Annotated in this window: 14 protein-coding genes; 11 read left to right on the top strand and 3 right to left on the bottom strand. The window is 67.8% G+C overall.

Annotation, left to right across the window (positions count from 1 at the left end):
• Positions 1-67 precede the first annotated feature (67 nt).
• Positions 68-2794 carry a transglycosylase domain-containing protein gene (locus tag EES42_RS21640; protein ID WP_124719889.1) on the bottom strand — a complete coding sequence of 909 codons (2727 nt, stop codon included), beginning with the start codon at positions 2792-2794 and terminating at the stop codon, positions 68-70.
• Positions 2795-3213: 419 nt separating this feature from the next.
• On the opposite strand from EES42_RS21640, the gene EES42_RS21635 reads away from it, so the two are divergent.
• The 3 genes from EES42_RS21635 (at position 3214) to EES42_RS21625 (ending at position 6458) form a co-directional block, all read left to right on the top strand.
• Complete coding sequence (locus tag EES42_RS21635; RefSeq protein WP_124719888.1) at positions 3214-3921, top strand: PadR family transcriptional regulator; 708 nt, start codon at positions 3214-3216, stop codon at positions 3919-3921.
• A gap of 62 nt (positions 3922-3983) precedes the next feature.
• Positions 3984-5066 (top strand): inositol-3-phosphate synthase, encoded by a 1083-nt coding sequence (locus tag EES42_RS21630; RefSeq protein WP_124719887.1) that lies wholly within the window; start codon positions 3984-3986, stop codon positions 5064-5066.
• Positions 5067-5189: 123 nt separating this feature from the next.
• Positions 5190-6458 carry an MFS transporter gene (locus EES42_RS21625; protein ID WP_124719886.1) on the top strand — a complete coding sequence of 423 codons (1269 nt, stop codon included), beginning with the start codon at positions 5190-5192 and terminating at the stop codon, positions 6456-6458.
• Positions 6459-6574: 116 nt separating this feature from the next.
• Here EES42_RS21625 and EES42_RS21620 read toward each other — a convergent pair whose 3' ends face one another.
• Positions 6575-8017, bottom strand: a complete 1443-nt coding sequence (locus tag EES42_RS21620; protein ID WP_124719885.1) for a CCA tRNA nucleotidyltransferase — start codon at positions 8015-8017, stop codon at positions 6575-6577.
• A 183-nt stretch (positions 8018-8200) separates the two neighbouring features.
• Between EES42_RS21620 and EES42_RS21615 the strand changes: the two genes are divergently transcribed.
• From EES42_RS21615 to trxA, 8 genes are all read left to right on the top strand, one after another.
• Positions 8201-10498 carry a DUF6049 family protein gene (locus EES42_RS21615; RefSeq protein WP_124719884.1) on the top strand — a complete coding sequence of 766 codons (2298 nt, stop codon included), beginning with the start codon at positions 8201-8203 and terminating at the stop codon, positions 10496-10498.
• A 49-nt stretch (positions 10499-10547) separates the two neighbouring features.
• Complete coding sequence (murJ, locus tag EES42_RS21610; RefSeq protein ID WP_124719883.1) at positions 10548-12707, top strand: murein biosynthesis integral membrane protein MurJ; 2160 nt, start codon at positions 10548-10550, stop codon at positions 12705-12707.
• Between the two features lie 127 nt (positions 12708-12834).
• Complete coding sequence (locus tag EES42_RS21605; protein ID WP_124719882.1) at positions 12835-14556, top strand: protein kinase family protein; 1722 nt, start codon at positions 12835-12837, stop codon at positions 14554-14556.
• Between the two features lie 384 nt (positions 14557-14940).
• Positions 14941-15072 carry a hypothetical protein gene (locus EES42_RS47305; protein WP_266797257.1) on the top strand — a complete coding sequence of 44 codons (132 nt, stop codon included), beginning with the start codon at positions 14941-14943 and terminating at the stop codon, positions 15070-15072.
• Between the two features lie 153 nt (positions 15073-15225).
• Positions 15226-15930, top strand: coding sequence for an RNA polymerase sigma factor SigM (gene sigM, locus EES42_RS21600; protein ID WP_124719881.1), 705 nt, complete (start codon positions 15226-15228; stop codon positions 15928-15930).
• Positions 15927-16883 (top strand): anti-sigma factor family protein, encoded by a 957-nt coding sequence (locus tag EES42_RS21595; RefSeq protein WP_124719880.1) that lies wholly within the window; start codon positions 15927-15929, stop codon positions 16881-16883. Before sigM ends, EES42_RS21595 begins: the two co-directional genes overlap by 4 nt.
• Positions 16884-17017: 134 nt before the next feature.
• Positions 17018-17980, top strand: a complete 963-nt coding sequence (gene trxB, locus EES42_RS21590; RefSeq protein ID WP_124719879.1) for a thioredoxin-disulfide reductase — start codon at positions 17018-17020, stop codon at positions 17978-17980.
• 47 nt (positions 17981-18027) lie between these two features.
• Positions 18028-18357 carry a thioredoxin gene (gene trxA, locus EES42_RS21585; protein WP_124719878.1) on the top strand — a complete coding sequence of 110 codons (330 nt, stop codon included), beginning with the start codon at positions 18028-18030 and terminating at the stop codon, positions 18355-18357.
• Positions 18358-18475: 118 nt separating this feature from the next.
• Here the strand turns inward: trxA and EES42_RS21580 are convergent, their stop codons facing one another.
• Positions 18476-19093 carry a GNAT family N-acetyltransferase gene (locus tag EES42_RS21580; RefSeq protein ID WP_124719877.1) on the bottom strand — a complete coding sequence of 206 codons (618 nt, stop codon included), beginning with the start codon at positions 19091-19093 and terminating at the stop codon, positions 18476-18478.
• Positions 19094-19275 lie beyond the last annotated feature (182 nt).

Genomic DNA, 19275 nt, shown 5'->3' with positions numbered 1-19275 from the left:
GAGGGCCGCCGCACCGTGTGGGTGCGGCGGCCCTCATGACCGGGTCGGCCCGGAGGCCGCGCGGGCGCTATCCGGCCGGCCCGGCGATGAATCCGCCGTTGCCGTTCCCGCCGTCGGCGCCGTTTCCGTTCCCGCCGCCGTTCCCGTTCCCTCCGGTTGGCGGATCGGGGGTCGTCGATGGACTGCCGCCGGGACCACCGGTGTCCCCGCCGTTCGCGCCGGTACTGGTCCCGCCGTTGTTGTGCTGGCAGTCCCAGTCCCACGTACCGCAGGTCTCGGTGGGCTCCGGCGGTGACGGGGGCAGGGTCTTCGAGGGCGACTCGGTCACCGACATGGTCGGCGAGGGTGTCACCGGCGCCGTGGGCGTCGGCTTGGGGCTCTGCGCGCCGCCGCCGTAGACCTTGTCACCGATCGGCCCCGGCTCCGGGAAGCTCAGGACCGGCTGCCCCTTCAGCGCGCCCACCATGTAGTCGTGCCAGATCTGGGCCGGGAACGAGGCACCGTGGATCGTCCGCTCGCCACCCGTGCCGTACATCTTTTCGAACTTACGGTCCTTGTTGGTCGCGTCGTCGTCGAGCCGGTACATGCTGATGGCCGTGGACAGCTGCGGCGTGTAGCCGACGAACCAGGCCGACTTGTTGTCGTCCGTCGTACCCGTCTTGCCCGCCACGTCCCGGCCGGGGATCTGCGCGGGAGTACCGGTGCCCTTCTCGACGACGTTCTTCAGGACGTCGGTGACGTTGTCGGCGATCGCGGCGTCGAAGGCACGCTTGGGGGCACCCTCGTGCCGGTAGACGGTCTTGCCTTCGTACTTCGCCTCGGAGACCGAGAAGGGCTCACGCTGCTGGCCACTGGCTGCGAAGGTCGCGTACGCGCCGGCCATCCGGATCGCGCTGGGCGAGGACGTGCCGATGGAGAACGACGGCACGTGCGAGTCCGCCATCTGTTCGTCGTCCTTGAGCCCCGCCTCCATGGCGACTTCCTTCACCTTGTCGGTGCCGACGTCCATACCGAGCTGTACGTAGGGGGAGTTGGCGGACCACTGCATCGCCTCGCGAAGGGTGATGTTGCCCTTCGACTCGTGGCCGTCGTTGGCCTGCAGCCACTCCTTACCGTTCTCGTCGGTCCAGATCTCGCCGTTGTACTTCTTGATCTTCAGCTTGTCGTCGGCGTTGTAGATGCTGAGCGGTGACACCTTCGTACGCTCGGACGGGCCCTGGTCCTCCGGGAGCGCCGGGTTCCGCTTGCCGTACTCCATCGCCGCCGCCAGCACGAACGGCTTGAAGGTCGAACCGACCTGCGCACCGGTGGGGTTGGCGTTGTTGGTGAAGTGCTTGGTCGCGTCCTGACCGCCGTAGATCGCCACTATGGCACCGGTCTTGGGATCCACCGAGCCACCGCCGAACTGGACGTGGGTGTCCGTCTTCGGGCGCTCCTTCGGCTTGATCTTGCTGTCGTAGACCTTCTGGACCGCGTCGTTGAGCTCGTTGACCTTCTTCTTGTTGAAGGTGGTACGGATCTGGTAGCCACCCAGCGCCAACTTCTCCGCCGTGACGCCCTGCTCGTTGTTGCTGAGGAAGTACTGCCTGGCGAGCTCGACCAGATAACCGGTCTGGCCGCCCAGCTGAGCGTTCTTCTTCGGCGGGTCGGGCATCGGGAACTTGGTGTACTTGGCGCGCTCCGCCTGCGAGAGGCGCCCGTCCTTCACCTCTTCGTCGAGGATCCACTTCCAGCGCTTGATGGCCCGTGCGGTGTTCAGCTTCTCCGTCGCCTGCACGGGGTCGACGTCGGTGGCACCCGCCGGGTCGTAGTAGGACGCGCCCTTGAGCAGCGTGGCCAGGAACGCGCACTCGCTCGGATTCAGTTTTACGGCGTCCTTGCCGTAGTACGTACGGGCCGCCGCCTGGATCCCCGAGGCACCCCGTCCGTAGTAGGAGACGTTGAGGTAGTCCCTGATGATCTCGTTCTTCTTCATCTTGTTGGTGACCTTGAGCGTGATGAAGAGTTCCTGGAACTTCCGGCTCAGGGTCTGTTCCTGGGACAGACGCGAGTTCTTCACGTACTGCTGGGTGATCGTCGAACCACCCTGGGTCTCACCACCGGCGGCCATGTTGAACAGGGCCCGGGCGATACCCATGGGGTCAATGCCCCGGTCATGCTCGAAGGACTTGTTCTCGGCGGAGATGACGGCGTCCCGCATGGCTTCGGGGATCTGCGCGTAGGGGATGAGCTGACGGTTGACCGCACCGCCGGTGGCGATCATCTGCGAGCCGTCGTCCCACAGGTAGACGTTGTTCTGTGCGGTTGCGGCTTTCTGCACGTCGGGCAGGCCGACCATCGCGTACGCGATACCGCCGACACCCATCAGCAGGCCGAAGAAGCCGATGCAGAGGCTGAGGACCAGCTTCCACGACGGGACCCAGCGCCGGAAGCCGTACTTACCGGCCCGCGGGTAGTCGATGAAGCGTTTCTTGACAGGGCGCTGGGAGCCCCGGCCCCGCCCCCGGCCCGGCCCTTCGTGCCCGCCGTCGCCGCCTCCGCGGCGTCGGCCCCCGCCCCCGCGGCCCGCTCCGCCGCCCTCGGCGCGACGGCTCCCGCCGCCCCGCTGGGCGGCACGTCTGGCCTCGGCGCGGCCGCCGTACGGGCTGTCGCCGCCGTGCGAACCGGAAGGTGACTCGGAAGTTACTCCACGTGACGGGGCGGCGCGGCGTCCTGAGGACTGCTGGGCGGCTCGTCTGGCCGCTGCACGCCCGCCACCTTGCGGTTGCGGCGTTTTGCGACGGTGCTCGCTCATCGAACGACTACTCCTCGGGCAGGCGAGAGCGCCTGGAAGCGGCAGTTGAGATCCGGTCCCCCCGAATTACGGACAAGCCTTGCGACAGGCACGTCCGCCATGCGTCCGGCTGGTCCGCGAAGACTGACGCGCGAGGGCGTCACGCGGTTCCCGGTGGTCTGCATGCCGCACAGACTACGCACGGTCAAAACCCTCCTAGGGCCGAACTTCACCCCAAACAACGCAAGTCGGTGCCTACGAATTCACGATGTGACGCCGTTCACGATGACTCCCCTTGTCGCATCGCGGCGACCGATCTATCGTCGTGATGTATCGAGTCGATACATCAGCTCGGTACATTGGCCCGGCAGAGAGCTCCGCAGGAGCACTCGAACGCACTCGGACGCACTCGGACGCACTCGGAGAAGGAGGAGGCGAAGTTGAGCAGACGCTCCGGCATCCTCGAATTCGCCGTTCTCGGCCTGCTCCGCGAATCCCCGATGCACGGGTACGAGCTGCGCAAACGTCTCAACACTTCGTTGGGGATCTTCCGCGCCTTCAGCTACGGCACCCTCTATCCCTGCCTCAAGACGCTGGTCGCCAACGGCTGGTTGATCGAGGAACCAGGTGCCGCCCCCGCCGACCAGCCGCCCGCCACCGGCCGTGCGGTCGCCCCCGCCTCCTCACTGGCCGGGCGCCGCGCCAAGATCGTCTACCGGCTGACGGCGGAAGGTAAGGAGCACTTCGAGGAGCTGCTCTCGCACACCGGCCCCGACTCCTGGGAGGACGAGCACTTCGCAGCCCGCTTCGCCTTCTTCGGGCAGACGGAGCACGAAGTGCGGATGCGGGTGCTGGAAGGCCGGCGCAGCCGGCTGGAGGAGCGGCTGGAGAAGATGCGGGCCTCGCTGGCCCGCACCCGTGAGCGCCTCGACGACTACACACTTGAGCTGCAGCGACACGGCATGGAGTCCGTGGAGCGCGAAGTGCGCTGGCTGAACGAGCTCATCGAGAGCGAGCGGTCGGGACGGGACCAGCGACGGTCCTCGCCCGGGAGCGAAGCTCAGCAGAACACCGCAGGAGAGACGGACGGCCTGCCCCGGCGCCGGGGTGACACCCCGCCGGATCCGTCCGACGACACCGCAAAGTGAGGTCCCCGCAGATCCGCGGGGCCTTCATCGGAAACATCCAAAACACACAGGGAGCAACCGGAATGGGTTCGGTTCGCGTAGCCATCGTCGGCGTGGGCAACTGCGCCGCCTCGCTGGTCCAGGGCGTCGAGTACTACAAGGACGCCGATCCGGCCGGCAAGGTGCCCGGTCTGATGCACGTCCAGTTCGGCGACTACCACGTGCGGGACGTCGAGTTCGTCGCCGCCTTCGACGTCGACGCGAAGAAGGTCGGTCTCGACCTCGCGGACGCCATCGGTGCCAGCGAGAACAACACCATCAAGCTCTGCGACGTGCCGAACGCCGGCGTCACCGTCCAGCGCGGCCACACCCACGACGGTCTCGGCAAGTACTACCGCCAGACCATCGAGGAGTCGGCCGAGGCCCCGGTCGACATCGTCCAGGTCCTCAAGGACCGCAAGGTCGACGTCCTCGTCTGCTACCTGCCCGTCGGTTCCGAGGTCGCTGCGAAGTTCTACGCGCAGTGCGCCATCGACGCCAAGGTCGCGTTCGTCAACGCCCTCCCGGTCTTCATCGCCGGCACCAAGGAGTGGGCGGACAAGTTCACCGAGGCCGGTGTGCCGATCGTCGGCGACGACATCAAGTCGCAGGTCGGCGCCACCATCACGCACCGCGTGATGGCGAAGCTCTTCGAGGACCGGGGTGTCGTCCTGGACCGCACGATGCAGCTGAACGTCGGCGGCAACATGGACTTCAAGAACATGCTTGAGCGTGAGCGCCTGGAGTCCAAGAAGATCTCCAAGACGCAGGCCGTCACCTCCCAGATCCGGGACCGCGAGCTCGGTGCGGACAACGTCCACATCGGCCCGTCGGACTACGTGGCCTGGCTGGACGACCGCAAGTGGGCGTACGTGCGCCTTGAGGGCCGTGCCTTCGGTGACGTTCCGCTGAACCTGGAGTACAAGCTGGAGGTCTGGGACTCCCCGAACTCCGCCGGTGTCATCATCGACGCCGTCCGCGCCGCGAAGATCGCCAAGGACCGCGGCATCGGTGGCCCGATCCTCTCCGCGTCGTCCTACTTCATGAAGTCCCCGCCGGTCCAGTACTTCGACGACGAGGCCCGCGAGAACGTCGAGAAGTTCATCCGCGGCGAGGTCTCCAACTGACGCAGCCGGACACGGCACGTCCACACGGCCGGGTGCCGAGCGGCAACGCTCATTCCCTTCCGTGCTGTTGAGGGTCCCCGGGCATCTGCCCGGGGACCCTCAACGTATGTGACTCTTGATCACATGGCCGTCGTGAGTGACCTGCGTGTTCTTCTGCGCCTTCGGAACTTCCGTCGTCTGCTGGCCGTACGACTTCTCTCCCAGTCGGCCGACGGTGTCTTCCAGGTTGCGCTGGCGGCTCATGTCGTCTTCTCGCCGGAGAAGCAGGCTTCGGCGGGTGCCATCGCCTCCGCCATGGCGGTACTGCTGCTGCCGTACTCGCTCATCGGCCCCTTCGCGGGGGTTCTGCTGGACCGCTGGCCGCGCCGCCAGGTCTTTCTGTACGGAAACCTGCTGCGTGCCGCGCTCGCCTGCTGCACGGCGCTCCTCGTCCTCGGCTCCGCACCCGACTGGCTCTTCTACACCTCGGCGCTGTGCGTCACCGCGGTCAACCGCTTCGTCCTGGCCGGACTCTCGGCCGCACTGCCGCGCGTCGTCGACAACGACCGGCTGGTGCTGGCCAACTCGATCTCGCCGACCGCAGGGACGCTCGCGGCCACGGCGGGCGGTGGCCTCGCCTTCGCCGTGAGACTGCTGGTCGCGGACTCCGATGCCGTGGTGGTGCTGCTGGGGGCGGCGCTCTACCTCACGTCGGCACTGGCCTCCCTGACCCTTGCCACCGGACTCCTCGGACCGGACCGGGACGGACACCGGATCGGGCTGAGGGAGGCCCTGGCCGCCACCGTGCGGGGACTGTCCGACGGCTTGCGTCATCTGGCACAGCGGAAGCAGGCCACCCGGGTGCTGGCCGCCATGACCGTGATGCGCTTCTGCTACGGAGCACTGACCGTCATGGTGCTGATGCTGTGCCGGTACGCCTGGACCGACAGCGAATCCGAAGGCCTGGCGCTTCTGGGGCTGGCCGTGGGGGTCTCCGGCGCGGGATTCTTCGCGGCGGCCGTACTGACGCCCTGGGCTACAGGCCGGCTCGGCCGGCTCCGATGGCTGACGGTGTGCGCGGCGGGGGCGGCCGTCCTCGAACCGGCACTTGGGCTGTGGTTCGCCCCCGCACCCATGCTGGCCGCGGCGTTCGTCCTCGGGCTGGCCACACAGGGGGCGAAGATCGCGACCGACACGGTGGTGCAGACCTCGGTGGAGGACTCCTTCCGCGGCCGGGTGTTCTCCCTCTACGACGTGCTGTTCAACGTCGCCTTCGTGGGAGCCGCCGCAGTCTCCGCCCTGATACTGCCCCCTGACGGGCGATCGGCCGTGCTTGCGGGCGCAGTGGCTGCCCTCTACGCGATCGTCGCGGTGCTGATGTTCCGGTGGAGCCGCACCGGAGAAGCTGTCTAACGTCATCGAGAGGCGTTGTTTCACGTGAAACAACGCCTCTCGGCCTATCGGAGTGCGGCACCGGAGGCCGGTCGTGTTTCACGTGAAACATGACCGGCGCTCCCGCAGGATCGGGCTCAGCCCTGAGCGGCCCACCACTCCTTGAGCTTCTCGACCGCCGCGTCATGCCCCATCGGGCCGTGCTCCAGGCGCAGCTCCAGCAGGAACGCGTATGCCTTGCCGATCACCGGCCCGGGGCCGACACCCAGGGTCTTCATGATCTCGTTGCCGTCCAGGTCGGGGCGGATGGCATCCAGCTCCTCCTGCTCCTGCAACTGCGCGATGCGCTCCTCCAGCCCGTCGTAGGTCCGCGAGAGGGCGGCGGCCTTGCGCTTGTTCCGCGTGGTGCAGTCCGAGCGGGTCAGCTTGTGCAGCCGCTCCAGCAGGGGGCCGGCGTCCCGCACATAGCGACGGACCGCGGAGTCCGTCCACTCCCCATCGCCGTAGCCGTGGAAGCGCAGATGCAGCTCCACCAGCTTCGAGACGTCCTTGACCATGTCGTTGGAGTACTTGAGCTCGGTCATCCGCTTCTTGACCATCTTCGCGCCCACCACTTCATGGTGATGGAACGAGACGCGCCCGTCCTTCTCGAAGCGTCGCGTCCTCGGCTTCCCGATGTCGTGGAGGAGCGCGGCGAGGCGCAGGACCAGATCCGGGCCGTTCTGCTCCAGATCGATGGCCTGCTCCAGAACAGTCAGCGAATGCTCGTAGACATCCTTGTGACGGTGATGCTCGTCACTTTCCAGACGCAGTGCGGGGAGCTCCGGCAGCACCTGCTGTGCCAGTCCTGTGTCGACGAGCAGCGCCAGGCCCTTGCGGGGGTGGGTGGAGAGCAGCAGCTTGTTGAGCTCCTCCCTGACCCGCTCGGCGGAGACGATCTCGATGCGCCCGGCCATCTCCGTCATCGCGGTGACCACGTCGGGAGCGACGTCGAAGTCCAGCTGGGCCGCGAAGCGTGCGGCGCGCAGCATCCGCAGCGGATCGTCCGAGAAGGACTCCTCGGGCGTTCCGGGGGTGCGCAGAACGCGCTCCGCCAGGTCTTCCAGGCCGCCGTGAGGATCGATGAACTCCTTCTGTGGAAGCGCGACGGCCATCGCGTTGACCGTGAAGTCACGACGGACCAGGTCTTCCTCGATGGAGTCGCCGTAGGACACCTCGGGTTTCCGCGAGGTCCTGTCGTACGCCTCCGACCTGTAGGTGGTGACCTCGATCTGGTAGCCGTCCTTCTGCGCGCCCACCGTGCCGAAGGCGATCCCGACCTCCCACACGGAGTCCGCCCACGGCCGGACGATCTTCAGTACGGCCTCGGGGCGGGCGTCGGTCGTGAAGTCCAGGTCGTTCCCGAGCCTGCCGAGAAGTGCGTCGCGGACCGAACCTCCGACCAGCGCGAGACTGAACCCGGCGTCCTGGAAACGGCGAGCGAGGTCGTCGGCGACCGGGGACACCCGCAGCAGTTCGCTGACTGCGCGGTGCTGCACCTGGGTCAGGGCACGGGAGCTGTCTTCATTGGCGTTCGACACAACAGAAAAGGGTACGTGCCCGGACCGGCCCGGTCGCCCTGGTTTCGGCCCGCCCTGCAAGACTCTTCCGATCATGTAGCGAACTCCCCAGCACTTGGCACCCGCGCACATCGTTACCATGCGTGGACGCAAGAACCGACAACCATCGACACCAGCTGACGACGACGAGGGACGGGTAGGCGCGTGGCCGAGGCGGCAGACATTCAGGGGATCGATCCCTCTCCTGCCCGCCGGTGGCTGCGGCGCACAGCCGCCCTGATCATCGGAGCGCCGCTTGTCGCGACGCTGCTGGCCGGTCCGGCCGCACCCGCGGCGCAGGCCGGCGGGACCGGCAAGGCCCCCACCGGGTCCGAAACGGTGGATGTGGCCCTGAACACCCTGGCTCCGAGCGCGCCGGTCAAGGGGGACACCCTGACCGTCTCGGGCACCGTGACCAACCGGGGCAAGGACGCGATCACGCAGGCCGTGGTCGACCTGCGGGTGGGCCCGAAGCTCGACAGCAGGACGGAGATCGACACCGCCGCCAGGCGCACCGGATATGTGCTCGGCAGCGACCCCGCCCCGATCGGCGGCAAGTACACGGTGAAGTTCGCGAAGCTGTCCTCCGGGATCAGCCAGGACTTCACGCTCTCCGTCCCGGTCGGCAAATTGGGGCTCGGCGACGACGGCGTCTACCAGCTCGGTGTCTCGCTGACAGGACAGACCTCCCGGGTCCAGTACGACCAGGTGCTGGGGATCGAGCGCACCTTCCTGCCCTGGCAGGAGGAGGAGCGCGACTCCCGGACGAAGGTCACCTACCTCTGGCCACTCATCGCGTCGGCCCATGTCACCGCCGAGACGGGCACCGACGATCAGCAGACGCCCGTGTTCGCGGACGACGACCTGGCCGCCGAGCTGGCTCCGGGCGGACGGCTCGAACAGCTGGTATCGCTGGGCAGCCAGCTGCCCGTGACCTGGGTGATCGACCCGGACCTGCTGGCCAGTGTCGACGCGATGACGGGGAACTACCGCGTCAAGTCCGGTGACACCACCGTCGCCGGGACGAACCAGGCCGTCGCCAAGCAGTGGCTCACCGCGCTCGAAGCCGCGGTGTCGGACGGGAAGGTCGTCGCGCTGCCGTTCGCCGACCCCGATCTGGCGTCCATCGCACACCGCGGCAAGAACGTCTCCGGCACTCTCAGCCACCTTCAGACCGCCACCGAAGTGGCCGGGATGACGGTACAGACGATCCTCCATGTGAAGCCGTCGACCGACTTCGCGTGGCCCGTCGACGGGGCGATCGACCCGTCGGTCGTAGATGTCGCCACGTCGGCCGGGGCCCACAAGGTGATCGCCCGGAGCGACAGCCTCCAGGAGACCGGTGGTCTGACGTACACGCCGACCGCTGCCCGGCCGATCGGTGGCGGAACCACCGCGGTCGTCGCCGATGCCCGGCTCTCCACGGCCTTCCAGGGCGACATGTCGAAGGCAGGGAAGTCCACCCTCGCCGTGCAGAAGTTCCTCGCTCAGACGCTCGCCCTGACCGAACAGGACACGGACACCGAGCGGAGCATCGTCGTCGCACCGCAGCGGATGCCCACCGTGGCCCAGGCCCAGTCGATGGCCCGCGCCCTGCACGGGCTCGACGACGGGCGCTGGACCCAGCCCCTCGGGCTGGTGGACGCGGCCGCGGCGAAGCCCGACGCGGACGCGACGACCAGCGTCCCCGGGGCCTCCCAGTACCCGAAGAAGCTCCGCAGCCAGGAGCTGCCCACCCAGGCCTTCCAGGACATCAAGTCCACCCAGGTGTCACTGAACAACTTCCAGGTCATCCTCACCCAGCCCGAGCGGGTGGTGACCCCCTTCGGCAACGCGCTCAACCGGTCCATGTCGACGTCGTGGCGCGGCAGGCCGCTGGAGGCCCAGCAGTACCGGGACTCGGTCCGCGGCTATCTGCAGGACCTCGTCGGCGAGGTCCAGCTCATCTCGAAGTCGGACGTCACCCTGTCCGGCCGCAGCGCCACGATCCCGGTGACCGTGCAGAACAGGCTGCTGCAGGGCGTGGACCATCTCGTTCTCCGGCTGAAGTCGGAGAACGCGACCCGCCTCAAGCTGAACGACGGCGGGGCCGTGGCGGAGCAGCCGATCCGGATCGGCCCCGGCCACAGCCAGTCCGTGAAGTTCGACGCGGCTGCCAACGTCAACGGCCAGGTGCAGATGACGGCGCAGCTCTACACCGAGGACGGCACGCCGTACGGCGGAGCGATGACCTTCACCGTGAAGGTCTCCGAGCTCACCCCGACCGTGCTGCTGGTCATCGCCGGCGGCCTGCTGCTTCTGGTCCTCGCGGGCATCAGGATGTACACCCATCGCAAGCGTGCCAACGCGGGCGGCGCGGGCGGCGAAGACGGCGGCGAACCCGAGCAGCCGAGTGACCCGACTCCGGACACCGGTCCGGAAAGCGGGGAGCCGTCGGACTCGGGTGAGAAAGTGGAACGTTGAGCGATGTCTGTCGTGGCCGGTCGGCCGGGGACGATGAGGTGGGGTTTCGATGAACGCGCCGTACGACGGTGACCGCGGTCAGGGTGCGGGCGGAGCCGGGTCTTCCGGCGGGCCCCCGGTGCCCCCAGGCCCTGGCCAGGTTCCGCCGATGCCCGATCCGTACCTGCAGGACGCCTACGACCACGATCCTTACCGAGCCCAGGACCTTTCCGTCCAGGACCCGGTGACCGAAGCGCTGTACGACCGGGCCGCGCACCCGCCGCCGCCCCCGGGCACCTACCAGCAGCCCCAGCCCCTCTACCAGCAGCCGCCCGCAGCCCAGTACCCGCCCGATCCTCGCATCTGGGCGCAGACCCCGCCGCCCGAGCCCGGCGGTCCGTCGCGGCACCTGCCGTACGGCGACGATCCGGCCACCACCCAGTTCGTCGGGGTGGACGACCTGGTGAGCCAGGCGTCCCGGGACGACGAGCAGCCGGACGCCTTCGCACACCTCTTCCGGGACCAGGAGGGCCCGGCGGGGTCCGCCCCCGTCCCCCCGGAGCCCGAGCCTGCCCCGGCACCCGCCCCGCCGAAGTCGGGCAGCCGGGCCGCCGGGATACTGAAGTCCAGCGCGCTGATGGCGGCCGGCACGCTCGTGTCCCGCCTCACCGGCTTCGTACGTACCCTCGTCATGACCGCCGCGCTCGGTGCGGCACTGCTCGGCGACAGCTTCACCATCGCCTACACCCTGCCCACGATGATCTACATCCTCACCGTGGGCGGCGGCCTGAACTCGGTCTTCGTTCCTCAGCTCGTCCGTTCCATGAAAGACGACGAGGACGGCGGCGAGGCCTACGCCAACCGGCTTCTGACGCTCGTCATGGTCGCGCTCGGCGTGATCGTCGCACTCGCGGCCTTCGCCTCTCCATGGCTGATCCACATGATGTCGCCGACGATCGCCAATGACGCGGCGGCCAACAGCGTCGCCGTGACCTTCGCCCGGTACTGCCTGCCGACCATCTTCTTCATGGGCGTGCATGTCGTCATGGGCCAGATCCTCAACGCCCGCGGCAAGTTCGGCGCGATGATGTGGACGCCGGTCCTCAACAACATCGTCATGATCTTCACGTTCGGCATGTTCATCTGGGTCTACGGAACGTCCGCCGAGTCCCAGATGGGCGTCCAGACCATTCCGCCGGAGGGCGTCCGGCTCCTCGGTATCGGCACGCTGCTCGGTCTGGTCGTCCAGGCCCTGGCGATGGTCCCGTATCTGCGCGAGGCCGGGTTCCGTTTCCGTCCGCGCTTCGACTGGAAGGGACACGGGCTCGGCAAAACGGTCAAGCTGGCCAAGTGGACCGTCCTGTTCGTGCTCGCCAACCAGGCGGGTGTGATCGTCGTCACCCAGCTCGCGACGTCGGCGGGCAAACTGTCTGGCAAGGACGGCACCGGCTTCCTCGCCTACTCCAACGCCCAGCTCATCTGGGGCATGCCGCAGGCGATCATCACCGTCTCCGTCATGGCCGCCCTGCTGCCGCGTATCTCCCGCGCCGCCCACGACGACGACCCGGGCGCCGTTCGTGACGACATCTCCCAGGGGTTGCGGAACTCGGCCGTCGCGATCGTGCCAGTGGCCTTCGCCTTCCTCGCCCTCGGCCTGCCGATGTGCACCCTGCTGTACGCCTCCGCGGGCACCGAGGCCGCCCGTTCCATGGGCTTCATCCTCATGGCCTTCGGTCTCGGTCTGATCCCCTACTCCGTGCAGTACGTCGTACTGCGTGGCTTCTACGCGTACGAGGACACCCGCACGCCCTTCTACAACACGGTCATCGTCGCCGCGGTCAACGCGGCCGCCTCGGCCCTCTGCTACGTGGTCCTGCCCGCCCGGTGGGCCGTGGTCGGCATGGCCGCCTCGTACGGGCTCGCCTATGCCGTCGGCGTGGGCATCGCCTGGCGGCGGCTGCGCAACCGCCTGGGCGGGGATCTGGACGGTGCACATGTCGTGCGTACGTACGCCCGGCTGTGCCTGGCCGCGATCCCGGCAGCGGTACTCGGCGGCGGTGTGGGCTTTGCCGTTCTCCTGGGTCTCGGCGAGGGTGCCTTCGGTTCGCTCGCCGCTCTGATTTGCGGCGGAGCGGTACTGCTCGGCGTCTTTTTCGTCGCCGCCAAGCGGATGCGGATCGAGGAGATCAACGGCATGGTCGGGATGGTCCGAGGGCGGCTCGGTCGCTGAGAATCAACCACCGCACAACCATCACCACCCCTTGCGTGTCGTGCATAGCGCCGGAGTGTGGGCACAATTGGCGTGACTGTGCAGAGCTGGCTGGCATCGCGCAACGGATGGGGAGGCAGGAACGACGGTGGCGGAACGTAGCACGGCTGCCGTCGACGTGGCCGACAACAGCGGCGATGAGCCGCTGACCGCCAAGGCGGACGAGGCCACGACCGACGGGACGGCAGAATCTCAGGACACCAAGGGCACGAAGCCGCAGGACACGGATGGTGAACGCATCAGCTCCGAGGTCACCCTGCCGACCCCTGACCTGCACAGCGGGCACAAACTTGCCAGACGCTACCGGCTGGAGGAGTGCGTCACCCGTCTGGACGGCTTCAGCAGTTGGCGCGCTGTCGACGAGAAGCTGCGCCGCGCGGTGGGCGTCCATCTTCTTCCGGCCGACCACCCGCGAGCCCGCTCCGTGCTGGCCGCGGCCCGCTCCTCCGCGCTGCTCGGTGACCCGCGTTTCGTGCAGGTCCTCGACGCGGTGGAGGAGGACGACCTCGTCTATGTCGTCCACGAATGGCTCCCCGACGCCACCGAGCTCACCTCTCTGCTGGCCTCGGGGCCGATGGACGCGCACGACGCGTACCAGCTCGTCAGCCAGGTATCCCAGGCCATGGCGGCAGCCCACCGGGAAGGCCTCGCACATCTGAGGCTCACCCCGGGGGCGGTACTGCGGAGCTCGACCGGGCAGTACCGGATCCGCGGCCTCGCGGTGAACGCCGCCCTGCGGGGCATCACCGCCGACGGTCCCCAGCGTGCGGACACCGAGGCCATCGGGGCTCTGCTGTACGCCGCACTGACCCAGCGCTGGCCGTACGAGAGCGACGCGTACGGCCTGGCCGGGCTGCCCAAGGGAGTGGGGCTGATCGCCCCCGACCAGGTGCGCGCGGGCGTCCACCGCGGCCTTTCCGAGCTCGCCATGCGCGCCCTCGCCAACGACGGCGCGACTGCCTCCCGGCAGGAGCAGCCGTGCACGACGCCGGACGAGCTGGCCAAGGCCGTTGCCGCGATGCCCCGCATCCGTCCTCCGGAGCCCGTCTTCACGGCGCCGCCCGAGTATCAGCGCACGACCTACCAGCAGGGCTCCTACGGGCGCTCGTCCGCCCGTCCCGGCGCACCTGTGACCATGCCCGTGATGGCCGCACCCCCGGCGCCGCTCCAGAGCCGTACCGGCAAGGCTCTCAAGTGGGCCGTTTCCGCATTGCTGATCGCGGCCTTGGGCCTCGGCAGCTGGCAGCTCGCCGAGACGCTGCTCAACAACGAGTCGAGTGACCCCGGCAGCACACAGACCGACCCGAAAAACGGTGAGGACGGCAAGAAGAAGTCCACGGGCCAACCGCTCACGGTCAAGGACGCGGTCGAGTACTTTCCGGATGGAAAGGCACAGCACCCCAACGACGTCCACCTGACGTATGACGGCGACAGCTCGACGTACTGGCGGTCCAAGAGCTTCATAGGCGGCCCCAAATTGGCGCCCTTCAAACAGGGCGTCGGCATCGTGTATGAACTCGACTCTGCTCAGTTCATTTCGTCAGCCTCCGTAAGCCTTCAATTCGGTGGCGATCACACCACCGCCTCGCTCTACGCGGCCGACTCCCTCAACTCATCAACGCCGCTGACGTCGATGAAGAAGATCGCAACGACCGAGACGACCGGCACAGAAGCGAAACTGCAGACGAAGAACCCGGTAAAGACCCGGTTCGTTCTCGTATGGCTTACGGACATGCCGAAGTCACCCGCCGATCGTTACAGCTCAGCAGGCTACAAACAATCCATCACCGAAGTTAAGTTCATGGGCTGACTACCTGCTCACGGGTCATCACGCCCGCCCCCCTTGTTCACCGATGCCGCGCATTCTCCATGAACTCAAACCTTGAGCGGGCGACGCCGCAATCCCCGCAGCCTCCAGAAATGCACGGTGTCGCCATGACTCATCTGCAAGAGAGGATCTACTTCCCTCGCTGCCAGAACCGGTGGAGCTGAACCTCGTGTACGAGCCCGCGTAGCCGGTGTTGCAGAAGAGAACCAGGCGCTGGGAATCACAGCTGTCGAAGACCGTGCCGCCGATCGCCACCAGCCACCACCCGCGGCGTCAGCAGCCCGGTGCGCAGGCCGGAACGGCCGCACTCAGCGGTCACCCGGTCCACCAACTCCGGCGAAAACGTGCCTGCCAGCAGTCATTGGTATGGTGTTCAGCCTCAGTAACGGCACCCGCCTCCACACCCACAACCTCGACCCGGGCCGCAAGAGCTGCGGCCTCGCCCGCCGGCTCAAGGCCCTCGGCCACAGCGTCACGCTCATCCCGGCAGCCGCCTGACAGCGCACGCCACCGGGGGCTGCTTGGTAATGCCCACCTGACCATGGAGTTTTCCGATCAGGGGCACTTTCCGCTTTCCTGATCAAGCCTTGGACGACCCACTTCGCGATAGCCCGAGGTGAAGGTTACTTTTAGGCACTTAGGGGTATCGCGTTGGTTGCTGAATCCTTAGAACCCGAATCTAGCGACTCAGACCTCCTCGCTCGCCATGTGGCCGGTGAACCGGACGCCTTCGGTGAGCTCGTACGGCGCCACCGCGACCGGCTGTGGGCCGTGGCGATACGGACCCTGGGGGACCGCGAGGAAGCCGCGGACGCCGTTCAGGACGCCCTTGTCTCCGCCTTCCGGGCCGCCCACACCTTCCGGGGTCAGTCCGCCGTCACCACCTGGCTGCACCGCATCACGGTCAACGCCTGCCTCGACCGGGTCCGCAAGGCGGCCAGCCGCAGGACCGCGCCGATCGATGACACCGAACGGTTCGAGCAGCTCTTGGAACCTCATGAATCCGCGGAGGCACCGGCAGAACGCCAGGACCTCCACCGCGAGCTCCTGGCCGCGCTCGCCACCCTGCCCGCCGAACAGCGGGCCGCCCTCGTCCTCGTGGACATGCAGGGCTACCCCGTGGCCGAGGCAGCACGCATCCTCGACGTACCGACAGGCACCGTGAAGAGCCGCTGCGCGCGGGGGCGGGCCCGGCTGGCGCCGCTGCTCACTCATCTGCGCAGCGAGGTCGCGGGAGCCGATGAGACGGCTACAAGGAACCGGACGCCGCGTACATCCGTCCCACCGGCATCGGGGCCGAGAGACGCGGCCACAAGCGATCCCGCTTCAGTGAAGGGCGGAGGTGGGCGCACATGACTTCAACGGCCGACACGACCCAGCATCCGGATGTCACGGAGATCTCCGACCTGACGGAGGAGTTGCTCCCACCATCACGGGCGGCAGAGGTACGCGACCATGTGGACGGCTGCGAACTCTGTGGTGAGGTCCATGCCTCCCTCATGGAGATCCGCGAGCTGCTCGGCACCGTGCCCACGCCGCAGCGGATGCCGGACGACATCGCGGACCGCATCGACGCCGCACTCGTCGCTGAAGCGGCTCTCGGCGCCACGCCGCCATCCGGCTCGCTGCGTGTTTCACGTGAAACAGAGCCGCCCGCAGTTGAGAAGCCGAATGCAGAGCCCAGCCCCTCGGGCCGTCCCGCAGGGCACCCCCGGGCAACCACCGGCCCCGGCCGCCGGCCGCTCCGACGCCGCCGTCGCACAGCCGTGCTCGGGGCGGCTCTCGGCGCGGCCGTGGTCGGTGTGAGCGTCTTCCTGCTGCAGAACGTCCAGCCGTCCCAGAATTCCGGGAGCCTCAAGGCAGCGGACCGCAGTTCCAGCGCCGGGGAGAACGGCGGAGGGACGTTCTCGGAGTCCACGCTTGAGGACCGGGTACACACTCTTCTTCTGAGCACCGGCTCGAAGCCGTCGAAGTCGGTGGACGGTGTGGGGGCCGAGGAGCAGACGCCGTCCACCGGGGCGCAATCGTCGCCCAAGAGCGCCCCCGCCGGATCCGAGTCGCCCCAGACTCCGTTGCGCGCACGCACCGTCCCTGTCCCGCCCTGCGTGGAGCAGGGCACCGGACGTGATACTGCCGCCCTCGCCGTGGAGGAAGGCACCTACGCAGGCACGGATGTCTTCCTCGTCGTTCTCCCGCACCCGTCCGATGCTGCGCGGGTACAGGCGTACGTCGTCGATGCGGCCTGCGTCCAGGCGGAGCCTGCGGGTAAGGGTGAGCTCCTGCTGACCCGTACCTACCCGCGACGCTGAGAATCCCCCCGGAAGCCGCCTCGGCACGTCGGGGAATGCATCCCCCGTAGGATCCGTTGGGTGGGGTGAGAGTCGTTGAACCGGCCCCAGTAGGCGTGGACAGTAGGCAGTCTGCAGAGACGAGGAAGAAACCCGTGAGCGACGTCCGTAATGTGATCATCATCGGCTCCGGCCCTGCGGGCTACACGGCCGCCCTTTACACCGCACGCGCCTCGCTGAAGCCGCTGGTGTTCGAGGGCGCCGTCACCGCCGGTGGCGCGCTGATGAACACCACCGACGTGGAGAACTTCCCGGGCTTCCAGGACGGGATCATGGGCCCCGAGCTCATGGACAACATGCGCGCCCAGGCCGAGCGCTTCGGCGCCGAGCTCGTCCCGGACGACGTCGTCTCCGTGGACCTCACCGGAGACATCAAGACGGTCACGGACACGGCCGGTACGGTGCACCGCGCCAAGTCCGTCATCGTCACGACCGGCTCCCAGCACCGCAAGCTCGGCCTGCCCAACGAGGACGCCCTCTCCGGACGCGGCGTCTCCTGGTGCGCCACCTGTGACGGCTTCTTCTTCAAGGACCAGGACATCGCCGTGGTCGGCGGTGGCGACACCGCGATGGAGGAGGCGACCTTCCTCTCCCGCTTCGCCAAGTCGGTAACCATCGTCCACCGCCGGGACACGCTGCGTGCCTCCAAGGCCATGCAGGAACGGGCCTTCGCCGACCCGAAGATCAAGTTCGCCTGGGACAGCGAGGTTGCCGGAGTACACGGCGAGCAGAAGCTGTCCGGTCTGACGCTGCGGAACACCAAGACGGGCGAGACGTCCGAGCTCGCGGTGACCGGCCTGTTCATCGCGGTGGGCCACGACCCGCGCACCGAGCTCTTCAAGGGCCAACTCGACCTCGACGAAGAGGGCTACCTCAAGGTCGACGCCCCCTCGACCCGGACCAACCTGACCGGTGTCTTCGGTGCCGGTGACGTCGTCGACCACACCTACCGGCAGGCCATCACGGCCGCCGGCACGGGCTGCTCGGCCGCTCTCGACGCGGAGCGCTTCCTGGCCGCACTCGCCGATGACGAGAAGGCCGCTGCGGCCACCGTCTGACTCACGCCTCTCACCCCACTACACCCCAAGAAGTTAAGGAGGCCGCCGTGGCCGGCGCCCTGAAGAACGTGACCGACGACTCCTTCGACGAGGTCGTCCTGAAGAGCGAGAAGCCCGTGCTGGTGGACTTCTGGGCAGCCTGGTGCGGTCCGTGCCGCCAGATCGCCCCGTCCCTGGAGGCCATCGCCGCCGAGCACGGCGACCAGATCGAGGTCGTCAAGCTCAACATCGACGAGAACCCGGCCACGGCCGCCAAGTACGGCGTCATGTCCATCCCGACCCTGAACGTCTACCAGGACGGCGAGGTCGCGAAGACCATCGTCGGCGCCAAGCCGAAGGCCGCGATCGTCCGTGACCTTGAGGCCTTCCTCGGCTAGGCGTACCGCACGCCGATGTTTCACGTGAAACGGGTCCGTCCCTCGGGGGATGGACCCGTTTCACGTTGCCTTGGGCTCTCGGATCGTCATAGCCCTCGGATCGTCATGCAATCCCGGATCACAGCGGCCTGAGCGCCGGCTCTTTCTGCACTGCGCCCAGCAGCCGGTCCAGTGCCAGTTCGACGTCTTCCTTCCAGGACAGCGTCGTACGCAGTTCCAGTCTCAGCCTCGGATGGGCGGGGTGCGGCCGTACGGTCTTGAAGCCGACTGCCAGCAGATGATCTGCGGGAAGCACACAGGCCGGCTCCTTCCACCGGGCGTCACCGAACGCCTCGATCGCCTTGAATCCCCGGCGCAGCAAATCCTTGGCGACGGTCTGCACCATCACCCGGCCCAGCCCCTGCCCCTGGTAGCCCGGCATGATCCAGGCAGTCATCAGCTGCACGGCATCGGAGGAGACGGGGCTGGTGGGAAACGCGGTCGAGCGCGGCACGTAGGCGGGCGGGGCGTAGAGCACATAGCCCACCGGCACATCGTCGACATAGACGACCCGGCCGCACGACCCCCACTCCAGGAGAACAGCCGAGATCCAGGCCTCCTTCTCCAGCTCGGGCGTCCCCGCCTTTACCGCAGCTTCCCCACTGACCGGATCAAGCTCCCAGAAGACACAGGCACGGCATCGTCTGGGGAGATCGGAAAGGTTGTCCAGTGTGAGCGGTACGAGCCGACGCCCCATGAAGGCTGTTCCTCGCTTCCTTCGCCCGCCGCATCGTGTGCGACGGTCAGTGCACTCCGTTCGAGGAGCAGGCTGCCGACGAACCTTCCGACAGCCCCCAGGCCCAGCCCGACTGTCATCAGTCGGCTGCGGCTCACTGATCGCATGACCCTCCCTACCGAGGCGGTCAAGCCGGATGTGCC

It is taken from the genome of Streptomyces sp. ADI95-17 (assembly GCF_003846175.1).
Taxonomy (GTDB): domain Bacteria; phylum Actinomycetota; class Actinomycetes; order Streptomycetales; family Streptomycetaceae; genus Streptomyces; species Streptomyces sanglieri.
Note: the sequence above shows the minus strand (reverse complement) of the source record. Positions and strands in the feature narration are given on the sequence as shown.

Coding starts and splice junctions, on each gene's coding strand:
- EES42_RS21640 (WP_124719889.1), bottom strand. CDS start 2,794: ATGAGCGAGCACCGTCGCAAAACGCCGCAACCGCAAGGTGGCGGGCGT.
- EES42_RS21630 (WP_124719887.1), top strand. CDS start 3,984: ATGGGTTCGGTTCGCGTAGCCATCGTCGGCGTGGGCAACTGCGCCGCC.
- EES42_RS21625 (WP_124719886.1), top strand. CDS start 5,190: ATGGCCGTCGTGAGTGACCTGCGTGTTCTTCTGCGCCTTCGGAACTTC.
- murJ (WP_124719883.1), top strand. CDS start 10,548: ATGAACGCGCCGTACGACGGTGACCGCGGTCAGGGTGCGGGCGGAGCC.
- EES42_RS47305 (WP_266797257.1), top strand. CDS start 14,941: ATGGTGTTCAGCCTCAGTAACGGCACCCGCCTCCACACCCACAACCTC.
- EES42_RS21595 (WP_124719880.1), top strand. CDS start 15,927: ATGACTTCAACGGCCGACACGACCCAGCATCCGGATGTCACGGAGATC.
- EES42_RS21580 (WP_124719877.1), bottom strand. CDS start 19,093: ATGGGGCGTCGGCTCGTACCGCTCACACTGGACAACCTTTCCGATCTC.